11 protein-coding genes are annotated in these 16,527 nt (G+C 71.7%); 7 read left to right on the top strand and 4 right to left on the bottom strand.

Annotation, left to right across the window (positions count from 1 at the left end; all coding sequences use genetic code 11):
* Nucleotides 1-131: 131 nt before the first annotated feature.
* Complete coding sequence (locus E1300_RS51270) at nucleotides 132-1,121, top strand: SRPBCC family protein (protein ID WP_207399466.1); 990 nt, start codon at nucleotides 132-134, stop codon at nucleotides 1,119-1,121.
* 124 nt (nucleotides 1,122-1,245) lie between these two features.
* Nucleotides 1,246-1,947, top strand: a complete 702-nt coding sequence (locus tag E1300_RS04020) for a class I SAM-dependent methyltransferase (RefSeq protein ID WP_165502666.1) — start codon at nucleotides 1,246-1,248, stop codon at nucleotides 1,945-1,947.
* Nucleotides 1,948-1,977: 30 nt separating this feature from the next.
* Here the strand turns inward: E1300_RS04020 and E1300_RS04015 are convergent, their stop codons facing one another.
* From E1300_RS04015 to E1300_RS04005, 3 genes are all read right to left on the bottom strand, one after another.
* Nucleotides 1,978-5,535 (bottom strand): bifunctional glycosyltransferase/CDP-glycerol:glycerophosphate glycerophosphotransferase, encoded by a 3,558-nt coding sequence (locus E1300_RS04015; protein ID WP_131755501.1) that lies wholly within the window; start codon nucleotides 5,533-5,535, stop codon nucleotides 1,978-1,980.
* Nucleotides 5,536-5,549: 14 nt separating this feature from the next.
* Entirely contained in the window at nucleotides 5,550-9,092 is a 3,543-nt protein-coding gene (locus tag E1300_RS04010) for a bifunctional glycosyltransferase/CDP-glycerol:glycerophosphate glycerophosphotransferase (protein WP_131755500.1), read from the bottom strand.
* A gap of 213 nt (nucleotides 9,093-9,305) precedes the next feature.
* Nucleotides 9,306-10,205 (bottom strand): hydrogen peroxide-inducible genes activator, encoded by a 900-nt coding sequence (locus E1300_RS04005; protein WP_242618928.1) that lies wholly within the window; start codon nucleotides 10,203-10,205, stop codon nucleotides 9,306-9,308.
* A gap of 250 nt (nucleotides 10,206-10,455) precedes the next feature.
* Here E1300_RS04005 and E1300_RS04000 point away from each other — a divergent pair, with 250 nt between their 5' ends.
* The 4 genes from E1300_RS04000 (at nucleotide 10,456) to ahpD (ending at nucleotide 14,481) form a co-directional block, all read left to right on the top strand.
* Nucleotides 10,456-11,304, top strand: coding sequence for an LLM class F420-dependent oxidoreductase (locus E1300_RS04000; RefSeq protein ID WP_207399465.1), 849 nt, complete (start codon nucleotides 10,456-10,458; stop codon nucleotides 11,302-11,304).
* Nucleotides 11,305-11,424: 120 nt separating this feature from the next.
* Entirely contained in the window at nucleotides 11,425-13,020 is a 1,596-nt protein-coding gene (locus tag E1300_RS03995; RefSeq protein ID WP_131755499.1) for a recombinase family protein, read from the top strand.
* 291 nt (nucleotides 13,021-13,311) lie between these two features.
* Complete coding sequence (locus tag E1300_RS03990) at nucleotides 13,312-13,863, top strand: peroxiredoxin (protein ID WP_131755498.1); 552 nt, start codon at nucleotides 13,312-13,314, stop codon at nucleotides 13,861-13,863.
* Nucleotides 13,864-13,938: 75 nt separating this feature from the next.
* Nucleotides 13,939-14,481, top strand: coding sequence for an alkylhydroperoxidase, AhpD family (gene ahpD, locus E1300_RS03985; protein ID WP_131755497.1), 543 nt, complete (start codon nucleotides 13,939-13,941; stop codon nucleotides 14,479-14,481).
* Between the two features lie 55 nt (nucleotides 14,482-14,536).
* Here the strand turns inward: ahpD and guaA are convergent, their stop codons facing one another.
* Nucleotides 14,537-16,111 (bottom strand): glutamine-hydrolyzing GMP synthase, encoded by a 1,575-nt coding sequence (guaA, locus tag E1300_RS03980; RefSeq protein ID WP_131755496.1) that lies wholly within the window; start codon nucleotides 16,109-16,111, stop codon nucleotides 14,537-14,539.
* Nucleotides 16,112-16,345: 234 nt separating this feature from the next.
* On the opposite strand from guaA, the gene E1300_RS03975 reads away from it, so the two are divergent.
* Nucleotides 16,346-16,527 (top strand): hypothetical protein (locus E1300_RS03975; RefSeq protein ID WP_207399464.1); only part of this gene is annotated, 182 nt, incomplete at its 3' end.

Here is a 16,527-nt window from a genome sequence, read left to right as displayed (position 1 = left end):
CCAGCGCGCTGTGCACCCGCTCAGCCTGCGGCTTTCCGCCGGGGTGCGCGCTCCAGGGGGAGGCGACTGGCGGCGGCCCCGGAGACGGTCGTAAGGTCGCGGGCAAGCTCCCGGTCGAAAGGACTCGGACCATGGAACTCGACCACGATTTCACCGTGCCCGTACCGGTGGACCAGGCGTGGGCCGTGCTGCTCGACGTGGAGCGCGTCGCGCACTGCATGCCCGGTGCGACCCTCGACTCGGTCGAGGGCGAGGAGTACGCGGGCCGCATGAAGGTGAAGGTCGGCGCGATGGCCATCACCTACCGCGGCACGGCCCGGATCGTCGCGGCGGACGAGGCGTCCCGCACGGTCACCTTGGAGGCCGCCGCGAAGGAGGCCCGCGGCCCGGGCACGGCGTCCGCGACCGTCCAGGCCCGGCTGGAGGAGGCCGGCGGGACGACGCGCGTCAGGGTCCACACCAAGCTCAACGTGACCGGACGGCCCGCGCAGTTCGGCCGCAACATCCTGTCCGAGGTCGGCTCCAAGATCATCGCCCGGTTCGCCAAGGCCCTGGCCGAGGAGCTGGAGGCCGGAACCGGGACCCCGCAGGCGGACACCCCCGTGGCGAGCCCCCCGGTGGCGGACACGCCGGTGGCGGAAACCCCCGTGTCCCAGACGCCGGTGGCGGAAACGCCCGTCACGGACGCCGCCGAGGCGGACACCCCGGTGACCGGAACGCCCATCGCGGGAACGGCCGACACCGTCGCGGCCGGATCGGGCGCGGATCAGCCCGAGCCGCCGACCGCCGCCAAGAACACGACCACGGACGTTCCGAGCGCGGGCACTCCGAACACGACCGCGCCGAGCACGCCCGCCACAGGCCCGGCCGCTGCGAGCTCGGGCGCCGCGGGCGCGGGTGCCACGGATGCGGGCGCAGCGGGTGAGGGCTCGGGCGGCGCGGGGGCGCGGGCGGTTCGGGCTGTGCGGCCGGTGCGGGAGGAGGATGACGCGATCGATCTGCTGGAGGTCGCGGGGCCGTCGCTGGTCAAGCGGGCGGTTCCGGCGGCCGGGGCGCTGGTCGCGGTGGTGCTCGCCGTCCGGTTCGCGGTCCGCCGCCGCAAGGGGCGCAAGGGCCGCTGACCGGCCCGTCCCGCGAGGAGATCTCCGGGACGGGTTCAAGGGCGGGTCAATGATGGGCAGCGTCGGCCCCATGGGTCGGCGATGACGTTGGCCCGGACGCCCCGCCATGCCGTCGGCTTGGACCGTGGACAGCATCGAGCTCCAGCGGGTCGCGCGGATCGAGGACGGCAACTGGTGGTACCGCGAGCGGCGCGCGGCGCTGTCCCGGGAGCTGCTGCGCTTCAGCGTGCCGGGGGACGCCGTCGACATCGGCGCCGGGGCGGGCGGCAACTCCCGTGAGCTGCTCGGCCACGGGTGGCGGGCCACGGCGATCGACCTCAACCCCGCGGCGGTGACGCTGGCGCGCGCGCAGGGCGTCGAGGCGTACGAGGGCGACGCCCGCTACCTGCCGCTGCCGTCCGAGCGGTACGACCTGGCGCTGGCGATGGACGTCCTGGAGCACGTCGAGGACGACGGGCGCGCGGCGGCCGAGATCACGCGGGTGCTGCGGCCGGGCGGGACGGCGCTGATCTCCGTCCCGTGCGACATGGCCCTGTGGTCCGCGCACGACGTGGCGGTCGGGCGGGTCCGCCGGTACACGCGCCGGGCGCTGGTCGAGCTGGTCGAGGGGGCGGGCCTGCTGCTGGAGCGGATGTGGAGCCGCGGCGTGCTGCTGCGGCCGCTGCTGCGGCTGGTCCGGCACCGCAGCGTGCGGCGCGAGGACCTCGCCCCGCTGCATCCGGTCGCCAACGAGCTGCTGCGCCTGTCGGCGGCGCTGGAGCGGCGGCTGCCGCTCGCGTCCCGGTCCGGGACGTGGCTGTTCGCCCGCGCCCGCCGCCCGGGGTGATCCCGGGCGGCCGGGCGGCCGGGCGGTCCCTCAGCTCAGCAGGCGGTCGGCCGCGCGCGCGGACGCCTGCCCGTCGTCGTGCGGGCAGTACGTGTCGAAGAAGCGGTCGTAGGCGTCGACGTGGTCGTCCTGGACCTCGTCGATCGAGCGCAGCGCCTCGGCGACCTCCGTGGACGTGGACAGCAGCGGTCCGGGCGCCTCGGCCTCGAAGTCGAGGTAGAAGCCGCGGACGTGGTCGCGGTAGCGCTCCAGGTCGTAGGTGTAGAACAGCATCGGCCGGCCGGTGACCGCGAAGTCGAACATGGCGGACGAGTAGTCGGTGACGAGGACGTCCGCGGCGAGGTACAGCTCCGCGATGTCGGGGTAGCGGGACACGTCGATCGTGAAGCCGTCGGCGGCGGGACGGTCCCGGTCGGTGATCAGGTAGTGGGTGCGCAGGAGCAGGACGTGGTCGTCGCCGAGGGCGCGGCGGAGGGCCTCCACGTCCAGGCGGAGGGAGAAGCCCCGCCGTCCGGGCGCGTGGTGCTGGTCGTCGCGCCAGGTCGGCGCGTAGAGGACGACCTTCTTGCCCTTGGGGATGCCGAGCCGCCGCCGCGTCAGCATCCGGAGCGGCTCGTGGTCGGGGCCGCTGAGGACGTCGTTGCGCGGGTACCCGATCTCCAGGATCTCGCCGTCGTAGCGGAACGCGCCGCGCATGACGCCGGTCGTGAACGGGTTCGGCGACAGCAGGACGTCCCAGCGCGGGACCTCGCGCTCCATCCAGTCGAGCTTCTCGGTGCGCCGGTACGGCATGTCCTTGAGGTCGTAGGCGAGCCGCTTCAGCGGGGTGCCGTGCCAGGTCTGCATGTAGGTCTGGCCGTCGCGCTTGGCGAACCACGCGGGCAGGCCGTAGTTGGTGACGATGTACCGGGCGTTGGCGAGGACGCGGTAGTGCTCGCGGGTCTCCGCGAGGACGGTCCGGGCGTCGCCCTCCACGGTGAACTGCCCGTCCTTGGAGATCCAGACGCATTCGAGGTCGGGGCGGCGGCGCGCGACCTCCTCGTAGATCGCGCGGGGGTTGCAGCTGTACTGGGACGCGTCGTAGCTGTCGAAGACGACGACGTCCGCGAGCGCGTTCTTCCGCAGGACGGGGTACTCGCGCTCCCGGAGGAGGCGCTGCGCGTACCGGCCGCGCTCGTCCTCGGCGAGCGCGGTGCGGCTGCGGAGCTGGAGCGCGTCGGTCTGGTAGACGCCGAGCTCGAACTCGTGCGTGCCGACGGCCTGGCGTTCGGGCAGGGCCGGGATGGCGGCCCGTTCGACGACGACCGCCACCGGCCCGGCCGCGCCGGACCCCGAGCCGGAGCCGGAGCCGGGGCCCGAGCCGGGGCCCGGGGCGAGAACCTCCCAGGTGCCGGTCCGCAGCGGGGCGTCCACGTCGAAGGCCGCCATCGCGCCCGGCGTGAACGCGCCGGTGAACCGCTCGTCCTCCCAGGTCAGCGGCACGTTGTACGTCTCGCCCGAGCGGCGGCGCCGGAGGATCAGGTGGTCCGGGCGGTGATCGGGGTCGGCGAGGTCGCCGGACAGGGTGAGCGTCCCGTCCGGGGTCCACCCGGCGGACGTCACGACCGGCCGGAAGCTGCGCTCGACGCCGCGGAGGTTGCCGTACGCGGTGCGGGTGAGGGCGAACTCGCGGCGGCCCACCGCGTACCGGGCCCCCGGGAGGGTGCGGGCGGCGGTGAGGCGCAGCGGGCCGCCGGCGCCGGTCAGGCGGATGTCCCAGTCGATCGCGTCGCGCAGGTGGGCGCCGCAGGGCCCCGGGTCGTCGCCGTCGGGGCAGGACGTCAGCGCGTCCAGGGGAAGGGTCGCCGTGAAGTCGAAGCCGGTGCCCTTCTCCATCCGCATGCCGGTCGCCGGGCGCAGCGTCACCTCGCCGCGGACCTCCGCGCCGCCGTGCCTGCGCGCCGCCACGATCGCGGCTCCGGCGCCGAGGGCGCGCCGCGTCCAGCCGGTCAGCTCCAGCGCGCCGTCCACCAGGCGGTGCCCGGTGACGATGGCCTTGACGCGCTTGACGCGGACGCCGAACCCGCCGCCCGCGTCGGCGACGGGCTGGACGGTCACGTGCTCGTCGACCGGGCGGGCGGGCGTCCAGTTCACCGCCGGGTTCGGGGAGGCGAGCCGCTGCGACGCCCTGCGGCCCTGCGTCGTCACCTCCGCGTGGAACTCCCAGTTGGCGGTGCGCCAGTCGTCCGCGGTCTGGAGGTCGTCCTGCTCGACGCGGACGCTGAACCCCGACCCGTCGTAGGAGACCAGCGACTGCGCCGACCGGGCCGTCGCCTCGGGGCAGCGGATCCGCTCGACCGGCAGCCGGACCTCGCGGGCCGTGACGGTGTCGCGCATCCAGATCCGGATGCGCGAGTCCTCCGGGACGGCGACCTCCAGCCGGTCGAAGTGCGCGTGCCCCTCGACGACGAGGGCCCCGCCGTCCCAGCGGACGCGGTCCACCTCCGTCCACAGCCGGAACTCGTCCGTGACGTCGTAGACCTCGTCCGGGACGCCCTTGGACCGGTCGCCGAAGAAGGGCAGCTCGGCGTACCAGCGCTGCCGGAACCTGCCGCGCCCCACGACCGGGACGTCGTGCAGCCCGTCCTCCTCGAACCGGAGCACCTCCAGCAGCTCGGGCAGCCTCCCCGCGCCGAGCAGGTGCGTCTCCAGCCGCTTGACCGCCTCCAGCCCGGCGACGGCGGACGGATCGGCCTCCGCGACGATGCCCGCGCCGAGCTCGGCGAGCCGGTCACGGTCCTTCTCCGGCGCGCCCGGCAGCGCGAGGATCAGCGCGCGGACGTCCAGGTCCAGCGCGTACCGGTCGTAGGCGGGCAGCAGCGCGGGCGCGTGGTCGCCGAGGATCCCCCGCACCATCTCCAGCGACGCCATCCGGTCGGTGATGTTGGCCATCTCGTACCGGCTCTGCGTGATCGAGCCCGGCCGCCGCCGCCAGAAGTACACGGTCGTGTCGAGCACGTCCACCGCGGACGCGAGGACGTGCGCGGCCACGCTCACCGGCGGGTCCTCGTACAGCATCGCGGGGAACTCGAACCGGTGCGCGTCCCAGAACGCCCGCCGGTACACCTTGTTCCAGACGGTGCGGTCCTGGAGCAGGACGGGGTGGCGGGTGATGTGCGTGGCCTTCACCGTCCGCGCGTACGCCTCGGTGTGCAGCCACGACTGCCAGACCCGCCCGCCGTCCAGGCGCAGCACGTTGCCGCCGACGAGGTCGGACCCGGTCGACTCCAGCGTGCCGACCATCAGCTCGTAGGCGTAGGGCGGCAGCGCGTCGTCGCCGTCGCAGAAGGCGAGGTAGCGGCCGGCGGCCCGCTCGATCCCGGCGTTGCGCGCCGGGCCGGGCCCCTCGTTCTCCCGCTGGACGAGCACGAACCGCGGGTCGCGGCCGGCGTACTCCTTCGCGACGACGGCGCCGCCGTCCGCCGACCCGTCGTCCACCATGATCACTTCGAGGTCGCGGAGCGTCTGCCGGGCGAGCGACTCCAGGCACTCGGGGAGATGCTCCTCGACGTCGTGGAACGGGACGACGACGCTGATCTTGGGCGGCACGGACGGGCCTCGTTTCAGGATTCGGTGGTGCCCTGGAGGACGCGGTCGAGGACGCGGGAGGCGGCCAGGCCGTCGTCGTGCGGGCAGTACTTGGCGGTGAACGCGGCGCGCGCCGCGCGGTACCCGGACTCCAGCGCCGCCGGCTCGCGCAGCGCCTCGACGACCTCGCGCGAGGTGGCGAGCAGCGGCCCGGGCGCCTCGGCCTCGAAGTCGAAGTAGAAGCCGCGGACGTGGTCGCGGTAGCGCTCCAGGTCGTAGGTGTAGAACAGCATCGGCCGGCCGGTGACCGCGAAGTCGAACATGGCCGACGAGTAGTCGGTGACGAGCATGTCGCTGATCAGGTACAGCTCGGAGATGTCCGGGTAGACGGACACGTCCATCACGCAGTCCCCCGGCCGCCACGCCGGGCGGTCCGTCACCAGGTAGTGGGTGCGCAGCAGCAGCACGTGGTCGCGGCCGAGCTCCGCCCGGAACCGCTCCACGTCGAACTCCAGCCGGAACGCGCGCTTGCCGATCGCGAGATGGAAGTCGTCCCGCCAGGTCGGCGCGTACAGGACGACCTTCTTGCCCTTCGGGATGCCGAGCCGCCGCCGCACCGCCGCCGCGATCTCGTCCCGGTGCGGGCTGTTCAGGACGTCGTTGCGCGGATACCCGCTTTCGAGGATCTCCCCCTCGTAGCCGAACGCCCGCCGGAACAGCGGCACCGAGAACGCGTTCTGCGCCAGCAGCACGTCCCACTGCGGGACGTCGTGCTCCATCCAGTTGTGGCCCTCGGTGCGCTTGTACGGCATCGCCTTGACGTCGTAGCCGAGCTTCTTCAGCGGCGTCCCGTGCCAGCACTGCACGTACGTCTGGTCCTCGCGCTTGGCGAACCACCGCTGCTGCGTCCAGTTGCCGAACAGGTACCGGGCGCGGGCCAGGGCCTCGTAGTGCTCCCGCGTGCCCGCGAGGACCGTCCGGGCCCCCGCCGGCCTGCCGAACTGGCCGTTGTCGGTCACCCAGACGCAGTCCAGCTCCGTCCCGCGGCGGCGCAGCTCGTCGTAGACGCCCCGCGGGTTGCACGAGTACTGGCGGCCCTTGTACGCGTCGAACACGGCCATCTCGCGGACCGGCAGGTTCAGGTGCCGCCGGTAGTGCCCCGAGCGGAGCCTGCTCTGCGCGTACGGGCCGCGCTCGTCGTCGTCCAGCGCCGTCTCCACCCGCAGGACGAGCTGGTCGGTCAGCCGCACCCGCACACCGACCCGGTGCAGGCCGGTCTCCTGCGGCTCCGGCAGGTCCCGCAGCGAATGGCGGCGCACCACGACCGGGTGCTCCCGCCCGCCGAGCGGCGCCAGCACGTCCCACCGCCCCGCGACGAGCGGCCGCGCCATCCCCAGCACCGGCATCCGCGACGGCGCGAACGACGCGGTGAACCGGTCGCCGTCCCAGCGCAGCGGGACCGTGTGCTCCTCGCTGGACCTCCGGCGCCGCAGCACCAGCGCCGCCGGGCGCCCCGCCGCGTCGGGGCACGCCCCCGACAGCCGCAGCGTCCCGTCCGGCGACCAGCGGACCTCGTCCACCACCGGCGATCGCCCCCGCACCACGATCCGCAGCGTGCTGCGGCGCGTCCGGGCGATCTCCAGCTGCCCGCCGGGGATCGGGAACAGCGCGCCCGCCGCGTCCTCCTCCAGATGCGGCCTGACCCCGCCGGGCAGCGCCACCTCCCAGTCGCCCTCGCGGCGCGCCAGCGCCGCCACCGGCAGCCGCGCCCGGAAGACGACCGTGTCACCGCCGCTCGCCAGCGCGTTCGCGATCTCCCCGGCCGCGTACCCGACCGTCCGGGACGCCGCCGGCGCCTCCACGGCCTGCGGCGCCGGCGCCGGCTCGACCGGCCCGGTCACCGTCGCCCTGCCGACCCGCGGCGTCGCCGTGACCTGCGGCTCCGTACCCAGCGGCGCCCGGCACCAGCCCTCCAGCCACACCTCGTCGCCGTCCAGCCCGCAGCCCGTGACCGCCGCCGCCGTCCGCCGCACCTGGAGCACGAACCGCCGCTTGCCCGCGACGCCCTGCACGAGCACGCCCGGCGCGCACTCCCGCTCGGCGGGCCACTGCCGGTTGGTCAGGTTCGGGTTGCCGAACGTCCGGCGCCGCCGCACCCCCCGGTTCACGATCTCCACGCACGGGATCCAGTCGACGTCCCGCCACCGCCCGAAGATCTTCAGCGCGGACGGGTCCAGCTCCGCGACGAACCCCGACCAGTCGTAGGACACCACCGGCTGCCGCGACCGCGCCGTCACGTCCGGCCGCCGCACCCGCCGGACCGGCACCCGCATCAGGCCCCGCCGGTTCGACGCCAGCAGCCACACCCGGATCCGCGACCCGTCCTCGGTGGAGGAGTCCAGATGCCGGATGTAGGCGTGCCCCTCGATGCGGAGCCGCCCGTCGTCCGCCCACTCCACCCGGTCGATCGCCGCGACCGGCGTCAGCTCCTCCGTCACGTCGTACACGTGCGACGGGACGCCCCGCTCCTCGTCCTCGAAGAACGGGTACTCCGCGTACCAGCGGGACCGCAGCCCCCGCCGCACCCGAGGCGTCTGCACCGGCATCCCCAACTGGACGAACCGCAGCACCTCCAGCAGCTCCGGGAGCATCCGCCGGCACAGCAGATGCAGTTGCAGCCGCTGCAACGCCGGAAGCCGCTTCAGCACACGGGCGTTCAGCCCCTCCGCGAGGTCCGCGCCCATCCCGAGGAGCTCCTCGCGGCGCGCGTCGTCCGTCCTCGGCAGGGCCTCCAGCAGCACCCGCAACTCCACGTCCACCAGGACGTGCTCGTCATAGGCGGCCAGCAGATTCGGCGCGTAGTCGGCCAGCCCGTCCCTGACCACCTTCGCGGAATTGATGCGCTGGGAGATGTTGTCCCATGCGTAACGGTCCTCCGTGATGGACCCGGGACGCTTCCGCCAGTAATAGACCGTGTCACTCAGAACGTCCACGGACCCGGCCATCGCGTGCGCCTTCGCCGTCACCGGCGGATCCTCGTAGAAACCCGCCGGGAATTCCAGCTCCGCGCGCTTCCAGAACTCCCGCCGGTACACCTTGTTCCACGGCGTCCGGTCCCGGATGAGCAGCGCGTACCGCGACACGTGCGTCTTCGGGCGCGCCTCGGCGAACACGCCCTCGTGCAGCACCGACTGCCACGTCCGGTCGCCGTCGAACCGCTCGACGTTCCCGCACGCGATGTCGGACCCCGTCCGCTCCAGCGACCCGACCAGCCGCGCGTACGCCTCCCGGTCGACCGTGTCGTCCGCGTCCGCGAAGGCCAGGTACTCGCCGCTCGCCTGCCGCACCCCCGCGTTGCGCGCCGGCCCGGGCCCCTCGTTCTCCCGCACCACCAGCCGGAAGCGCTCGTCGCGCTCGCACAGCTCCTTGGCGATCACCGCGCCGTTGTCGGTGGACCCGTCGTCCACCATGATCACTTCCAGGTCGCGGAAGGACTGCCCGGCCAGCGACTCCAGGCATTCCCGGAGGTACTCCTCGGTGTTGTGGAACGGGACGACAACGCTGAGCTTCGGGGACAATCCGGCCTCCAGAACGGTCGCGCGAAGTGCCGCCCCGGAGAGCGGTCCGACGGAAACCTCGCCCCACAGAGAATGGTGACCGAACGCCACGACGGGTAACCGCATCGCGATTGCCAGTCCGTCACCTGACGCAGACTTGACCCGCCCTGGCCCGCGTTTACCGCGCGCTGACCTTGCGCCCCCGGCGCCCCTTCGGCGAACGCCCGCGCATTCTCACGCGGAACGGACGCCCGGCTCGGAAAGCAGCGGGCCGACCGCGGCGCGGATGCACCCGGCCAGCGCCTCGAACTCGCCCGCGCGCGGCGACGCCGTCCGGAACGCGAGCCCGACCCGCCGCGACGGCGCCGGCGGCGCGAACCGGCGCGGCGCGAGATCCGGCGCCCGCCGCGTCTCCACCGGCAGCGCGGTCTCCGGGACCAGCGTGGCGCCCAGCCCCCCGGCCACGAGCTGGACCAGCGTCGCCAGGCTCGTCGCGTACGTCGTGGCCGTCGCCCCGGCCCCCACCTCGCGGCACACCTCCAAGGCCTGGTCGCGCAGGCAGTGCCCCTCGTTCAGCAGGATGACGTCCAGCTCCCGGAGCGCCGCCCGCGGCACGGGCTCGTCCAGCTTCAGCGAGGACGGTGTCACCAGCACGAAGTCCTCGTCATACAGCGGCACCTCCGTCACCCCCGGAACCCGGACGGGCAGCGCCAGCAGCACCACGTCCAGCCGTCCCGCGAGCAACTCCGCGACGATGTGCTCCGTCTGCTCCTCGCGCACCGACAGGTCCAGATCCGGGAACTCCTCGGCGAGCCTCGGCAGCACCACCGGCAGCAGATACGGCGCCACGGTCGGGATCACCCCCACCCTGAGCGGCCCCACCAGCGGCCCCCGCACCGCCCTGACCTCCTCGACCATCCGGTCGAGCTCCGCCAGCACGGCCTCCGCCCGCCGCGCGACCCGCTCCCCCGCCGGCGTCAGCAGCACCCTCCGCGTCGTCCGCTCCACGAGCCGCGCGCCGAGCGTCTCCTCCAGCGCCGCCACCGCCCCCGACAGCGCCGGCTGGCTCATCCGCAGCGCCGCCGCCGCGTCCCGGAAGTGCAGATGCTCGGCAAGCGCCACGAACGCCCGCAACTGAGCAACCGAAGGCCGCCCGCCGCTCACCCAGGACCCCCCGAACACCCCGCCGACCCTCAGAGAAAGTTACCTGGTCAAGTCCCCACAAGAGCCCCACGAACCCCCTGGGCACCAGTGACGTTCCGCACCCTCACTCGGCGTCCGTGCGCGGCGCCGGACGTCCCGCCGTCCACAGGACCTCAACGCCCCGTATCGGATCGGACAAAAACCCTTTGTGGCCAGGAACCCGCTTCTCTAGGGTGTCGCCGTGGACATTGGCTTAACCACCTTCGCCGGCACCTACGGCATGGAACCTCCCGCGCTCGGCCGCGCGGTCGAGGAACGCGGATTCGAGTCCCTCTTCTTCCCCGAACACACGCACATCCCCGTGCGCAGCCGGCGGAGGGACGGAACCTCCACCCGGGGCTACGCCGAAACCTACGACCCATTCGTGGCGCTGTCGGCGGTCGCCGCGGCCACCCGCACCCTCACACTCGGCACCGGAGTGTGCCTGGTGACGCAACGGGACCCGATCATCACGGCCAAGGAGGTCGCCTGCCTCGACCGCCTGTCGGGCGGCCGCTTCGTGTTCGGCGTCGGCGCGGGCTGGAACCGCGAGGAACTGGCCAACCACGGCACCGACCCCCGCACCCGGATGGCCCTGCTCGCCGAACGCGTGCTGGCGATGCGCCAGATCTGGACCACCGACGAAGCCGAGTTCCACGGAGACCACGTCGACTTCGAGCCGATCTGGTCGTGGCCCAAGCCACTCCAGCGACCGCACCCACCGGTCCTCGTCGCAGGCAACGGCCCGGGCACGGAAGACCGCGTCCTGGCATTCGGCGACGGCTGGCTGCCCCAGTGCGAAGGACTAGCCGACGCCGACCAGCTGAGCAAACGCGCCCAGACACTACGCCAACGCGCCGCCGACGCGGGCCGAGCAGCGCTCCCGATCACGGTGTTCAACACCCCACCGGACACCCGAACCCTGGACACACTAGCCAACGCCGGCATAGACCGCTGCCTACTCCTCCTACCATCCGGAACCGAGCCAGACCTCCTAACCCAACTAGACAAATGGGCCCCGCTAGCCCCCAGATGGCAAAACCCCGAGTAACCATCTGCACCTACACTCGTAGGTCATATCAAGACGAATCCATACAGATTCGACTAAGTGGCGCGCGCCTTTCCTGCATTTGGAGCCAACCGGATTCGTCCGGCTGCTAGCGTCCGAATCATGTCCCCCCACGACACATCACCCGAAGCCCTGTCGCCGATCTCCTCAGCGAGTACCATTCGAGGAATAACGGTCGGATTGTATCTTCGCATCTCAGAAGACAAGGGCATGCGATCCAGAGCGGCACCCTGGCGCGAGATCGGGGAGGAGGTGAGTGCGCAGCGGGAGGAGTTGGAAGGGCTGGCCGCCGAACTGGGCTGGACCGTAGCCGAGGTCTATGACGACAACGACACGTCGGCGACCGACCCGTTCACCGTCCGGGACGGCTTCGAGCGGATGCTCGTAGACCTCCAGACGGAGATGCTCCGAGGCATCCTCTTCTACCATTCCGACCGTCTCGCTCGGCAGGAGTACGACGCTGCCCGCGTCAACCGCCTGTACCAGATGAACCCGACACTGGTCGGACTCTCGCTGAGCGGAAGTGTCGACCTCTCCACGCAGGAGGGTCGTGCCATGTTCACGATGCAGGCCACCATGGCCGGCATTGAGGCCGCCAATGCCGGCCGACGAGTCGCCCGTAAGCGGAAGCGCTTGGCGGAACGCGGCATCATGGGCGGCACCCCGCGTCCGTTCGGCTGGGCGGACGACCGGCTCAGCCTCCATCCCGAAGAGGCCGCACATCTGGCGTCCGCGATCCGTGCTGTGCCCGGCGGGAAAAAGGTCGGAACCGTTCGCAGGGAGTGGTTCACCCTGGGCCACAAGAAGCGGCAGACAAGGAAGGGTAAGGAGAGACACGGCGAACGGGACATGCCCTTCGAGCACTCCACAGTCGAAGCAATCCTGGCGAATCCACGCAATTGCGGGTATATGACACACCTGCCTCAATCCGAGCGCCGGAACCGCAAGACCAGACCGTGGATGCCCGACCACGTCGTCTACAGGGACGGCGAGCCGGTACGCGGGCCATGGGAACCGATCGTCACCCCCGAGGAGTGGGCGGCCTGCGTCAGGACGATCGCGGAGCGCAAGAAGGAGCGCAGGGACGGACTCGCCGAACCGCACGACACCTCCGAGAAGTACTTGCTCGCCGGCGTCGCCCGCTGCGGCAGATGCATGTTCCCCCTCACCGCCAACTGGTACAGCAAGGCCAGCCCCTCGTTCGAGCGCTACGGGTACCGGTACGCATGCCTCAGCAGCCTCGGTGGCTGCGGCGGCGTGAGCCGGGTCGGCCCTCTCGTCGAGGCTCTCGTCGAAACGGAATTCCTTGACGAGGTCCGCCGCTCCCTCGACGAGCCGGTCGTCGCATCCCTGGTCGTCGAGTCGGTACACGTCGAGCGCCTGACGGCGATCGAGAAGGAGATGGACGCCATCAATGAGCGCCGAAAGGCCGAACGCATCCCGCTCTCCCTCGCGCTGGACCTCATCGAGGAACTGGAAAGCGAGCGGCTGAGGCTGAGCGATGAACGGCGCGCGCTCCAGGCGTCCAAGGTGAAGCGCAGAACCGAGTACCCCACGCTGCTGAGACAATGGCAGGACTACACGATCGCCGAGAAGAAGCAGCATCTCAAGCGGAGCATCCGGGCCGCCGTCGTCCATCCCCAGGGCAGGGGACGGCAGCCGTTCAAACCGGAGCTCATCGAGATCGTGTGGCAGTAGAAGGGTAGTTCCGTTCTCGTTGCGGACGAGTTGCTTCGGATACTCCCCGTTCACCCGTTTCAGCAGGCCAGGGCCGAGTTCGGTGTGATCTTCCTCATCACGCGGCCGCGTTTCACCCGTCCATCGCGGACCGATCGCCTGGACAGCGCGGCGTTGCCGCGACTGATAAGCGGTTCCTATCGGACTGAGGTGTCGAAGTGATTGGCCCGGCACGGAGAGTTGCGGCAACATCGAACGCATCCCGCCGCCTCAGGCGGCGCTCACACGATCCAGACCAGCAGAGGGAGCACTGTGCTTACCGTCGGAGACCAGTTCCCCGAATTCGAGCTGACCGCCTGCGTCTCTCTCGACGCCGACAAGGCATTCGAGACAATCACCCACAAGACGTACGAAGGCTGGAAGGTCATCTTTTTTTGGCCCAAGGACTTTACTTTCATCTGTCCGACGGAGATCGCTGAGTTCGGGCGGCTGAACGAGGACTTCGCCGACCGGGACGCGCAGGTGCTCGGCGCGTCCGTGGACAACGAGTTCGTCCACTTCGCGTGGCGCAAGGACCACCCGGACCTGCGCGACCTGCCGTTCCCGATGCTGTCGGACCTCAACCGGGAGCTGGTCTCCGCGCTCGGCATCCTCACCGAGGACGGCGTGGCGCAGCGCGCGACGTACATCGTCGACCCGAACAACGAGATCCAGTTCTCCATGGTGACGGCGGGCTCCGTCGGCCGGAACGTCAAGGAGGTCCTGCGGGTCCTCGACGCGCTCCAGAGCGACGAGCTGTGCCCCTGCAACTGGAACAAGGGCGAGAGCACCCTGGACGCCACCAAGCTGATGGCCGGCGTCTGACCTCCCGCAGGACGGACGACGGCGGCCGGCCGCGGTACCTCGCGGCCGGCCGTCCGCAGGAAAGGACGCATGATCATGAGTGTTGACGCACTGAAGGGCGCGCTGCCCGGGTACGCCAAGGACACCAAGCTGAACCTCGGTTCGCTGACGTCCACCTCGCAGCTCACCGACCAGCAGCTGTGGGGGACGGTCCTCGCCTGCGCGCTCGCGACCCGCAGCACGACGGTGATCCGCGAGCTGGCCGAGGAGGCGGGCGACTACCTGTCCGCGGAGGCGTTCGAGGCCGCCAAGGGCGCCGCGTCGATCATGGCGATGAACAACGTGTACTACCGCGCCACGCACCTGATCGGCGACGAGACGTACGCCACGCTGCCCGCCAAGCTGCGGATGAGCATCATCGGCAGGCCCGGCGTGGACAAGGTCGACTTCGAGCTGTGGTGCCTGGCGGTGTCGGCGATCAACGGGTGCGGCCGGTGCCTGGAGTCGCACGAGAAGGTCGTCCGCGAGGCGGGACTGTCGCGCGAGCTCGTCCAGGAGGCGCTGCGGGTGGCCGCGATCGTCAACGCGACGGCGGCGACGCTGGACGCGGAGGCTGCGCTGGCTCCCGCGACCGTCTGACGGGAACCGGAAGGGCCCGGACGCAGTGCGTCCGGGCCCTTCGGCGTGTCTGGGGTCATTCCCACTCGATGGTGCCCGGGGGCTTCGAGGTGATGTCCAGGGCGACGCGGTTGACCTCGCGGACCTCGTTGGTGATGCGGGTCGAGATGCGCTGGAGCAGCTCGTACGGGAGGCGGGCCCAGTCGGCGGTCATGGCGTCCTCGCTGGTGACGGGGCGCAGGACGATCGGGTGGCCGTAGGTGCGGCCGTCGCCCTGCACGCCGACCGAGCGGACGTCGGCGAGGAGGACGACCGGGAACTGCCAGATGTCGCGGTCGAGGCCCGCGCGGGTCAGCTCCTCGCGGGCGATCGCGTCGGCCTCGCGGAGGATGTCGAGGCGCTCGCGGGTGACGGCGCCGATGATGCGGATGCCGAGGCCGGGGCCGGGGAACGGCTGCCGCCAGACGATCTCGGGGGGCAGGCCGATCTGCTCGCCGAGCGCGCGGACCTCGTCCTTGAAGAGGGTGCGGAGCGGTTCGACCAGCGCGAAGCGGAGGTCCTCGGGGAGGCCGCCGACGTTGTGGTGGGACTTGATGTTGGCCGCGCCGGTGCCGCCGCCGGACTCGACGACGTCCGGATAGAGGGTGCCCTGGACGAGGAACTCGACCGGCTCCGCGGCCTGCTCACCGGCGATCTCCCGGGCGGCCTCCTCGAAGACGCGGATGAACTCGCGGCCGATGATCTTGCGCTTGTCCTCGGGGTCGGTGACGCCGTCGAGGGCGGCGAGGAAGCGGTCCTGCGCGTCCACGACGTGGAGGTTGACGCCGGTGACGGCGACGAAGTCCTTCTCGACCTGCTCGGCCTCGCCCTTGCGCAGCAGCCCGTGGTCGACGAAGACGCAGGTGAGCTGGTCGCCGATGGCGCGCTGGACGAGCGCGGCGGCGACGGCGGAATCCACGCCGCCGGACAGGGCGCAGATCGCGCGCTTGCCGCCGACCTGCTCGCGGACGGCCTCGATCGACTCGTCCGCGATGTTGACCATCGTCCAGTTGGGACGGCAGCCGGCGCCCTCGTAGAGGAACCGCCGGAGGATCTCCATGCCGTGCTCGGTGTGGAGGACCTCGGGGTGGAACTGGACGCCGAAGAAGCCGCGCTCGCGGTCCTCCATGCCGGCGACGGGCGTCACGTCGGTGCTGGCGGTGACGGTGAAGCCCGCGGGGGCGCTGCTGACGAAGTCGCGGTGCGACATCCACACCGCCTGCTCGTGCGGCAGCCCGGCGAACAGCATGCCGGGCGCGGTCACCGCGACGGTGGCACCGCCGTACTCGGCGACGTCGGAGTTCTCGACCGTCCCGCCGAGGGCCTGGGCCATCACCTGGTGGCCGTAGCAGATGCCGAACGTCGGGACGCCGAGGTCGAACAGCCCGTCGGGGGCGATCGGGGCGCCCTCCTCGTACACCGAGGACGGGCCGCCGGACAGGATGATGGCCTTCGGCCTCTTGGCGAGCATCTCCGCGGCGGGCATGGTGGACGGCACGATCTCGCTGAACACGTGGCACTCGCGGACGCGCCGCGCGATGAGCTGCGCGTACTGCGCGCCGAAGTCGACGACGAGAACGGTGTCAAAGGACTGGTCTGCGGCCACCAACAACGCCTTTCGCAGGGCATGACGGGATTCGGCGGAAGGACCCCCAGTCTACGGGCCCCTGCCTGCGCCGACGCGCGCACCCCGAACCGGGGCGTCACTTAGCGAAACAGGTCGATAACGGTCGGCAAGCATTTACCTTGATCACACGCGCAGCAGGACTTCACTCTGATACCTCTTGATAACGCCCTGTGTTCAGTTCGTTTCCGTCCGCGTTCGAACGTCCCGCCTAGGAGTGCCGTGAAGCTGCTCGCCGCCGCCCTGATCGCCGCGCTCGTACCCGCCGCGCCGGCCGCTTCCGCCGGTCCGGCCGTCCCGGGCGGGGCCGCCGCGCTGGTCGTGACGAACCTGCCCCACGGCGCGACGACGCCGGACGCCCGCCGCCAGGCGCCCAGCCCGACCCGGACACTGGACGCGCGGAC

This window comes from Actinomadura fibrosa, assembly GCF_900659615.1.
GTDB classification, from domain to species: Bacteria; Actinomycetota; Actinomycetes; order Streptosporangiales; family Streptosporangiaceae; genus Spirillospora; species Spirillospora fibrosa.
Note: the sequence above shows the minus strand (reverse complement) of the source record. Positions and strands in the feature narration are given on the sequence as shown.

Coding starts and splice junctions, on each gene's coding strand:
- E1300_RS51270 (WP_207399466.1), top strand. CDS start 132: ATGGAACTCGACCACGATTTCACCGTGCCCGTACCGGTGGACCAGGCG.
- E1300_RS03995 (WP_131755499.1), top strand. CDS start 11,425: ATGTCCCCCCACGACACATCACCCGAAGCCCTGTCGCCGATCTCCTCA.
- ahpD (WP_131755497.1), top strand. CDS start 13,939: ATGAGTGTTGACGCACTGAAGGGCGCGCTGCCCGGGTACGCCAAGGAC.